Source organism: Spirosoma litoris (assembly GCF_054776755.1).
In genome coordinates, this window is record NZ_BAAHBI010000047.1 from 1 (window position 1) to 1,032 (window position 1,032).

A 1,032-nucleotide genomic window follows, 5' to 3' on the forward strand; every position below is an offset into this window, starting at 1 on the left:
CCAGGCCAGACTCACGGTATGATCTTCCTGAGCCTTGGCCGAAAAGGACACTAAAGCTACTGGCATTGGACCTTGAACAACTAACTGCGCACTGGAATTATCATTGTCTGTAACGTTAGTAGCAGTTAGTCCAGTACCTGCCGCATTGGCAGTTACTCTAGGATTTGGGGAAGTAGTAGGCGCAAAACCACCCATAGAAATAACCAAATCGTAAATCGCGTCGCCTGGAATACCCGCCGATGGACTAGTTATTTGAAGGATAACACTAGTAGCACTGCTAGTTTGTGTTACCGACAGATTACCTGTTGTGTTCGTTGAACCGGTAGGGACTGTCAGCGAATACGAAACTATACCGATGTTTTTGGGAATTTCGACCGTGTAAGTAACTGCAGCACTTTGAGGAATAGGAGCCGAACTACCATTACCAAAGCTAACCGTAATGCTGCCAGGTTGTCCAGTCTGAATAGGGTTCGGGTTAATGACAACCCCCGATGCTGAAGGGTCTTGCGCTAGGGCAGCATAACCGCTACACATCCCCAGTAAGACTATAAGTAAAAGTTTCCTGATCATAATCGTGAATATAAAGTTTAGAGAATTTTAAAGTCGCCTACTAATTATCCCTCAAATATCTAAAAAAAGGCATTTCGGGCAAGTAAAATTTTATTAACCAGTGGTAATTCTGGCATAAACATTATTTAACGGGTTACCTTATTTTTTTCCTAAAAAAATCGATTGGATTAGGCATTATTCTAATCCGTTCTACGCTGATTTCGACCACTATAACCTTTCATACTATCCATCGCACTCGCTAGTTCTGGGTCAGGTGAACAATTGAAACTTTGGTTAGCTATACCCCAGTGGCATTGGGCAATACATTTTATCCGTTTTGCAGGACCGAACAAAAAAAACCTGACCCATTTAAATAACAGTCAGGCCTTTTTTGACAATACGATTAAAGTACTTTCAACTAGTTATGGGGTTGTAAATGTACCCCCAAATCCATCCACATTGGAGCCCGACTTTAACGTCAGC

At 42.2% G+C, this 1,032-nt stretch carries 1 pseudogene; it reads right to left on the minus strand.

Going from position 1 to position 1,032, the window contains the following annotated elements:
- Positions 1-570, minus strand: a pseudogene (locus ACYVGR_RS27135) (T9SS type A sorting domain-containing protein); the annotation flags it as partial.
- Between the last annotated feature and the right edge of the window lie 462 nt (positions 571-1,032).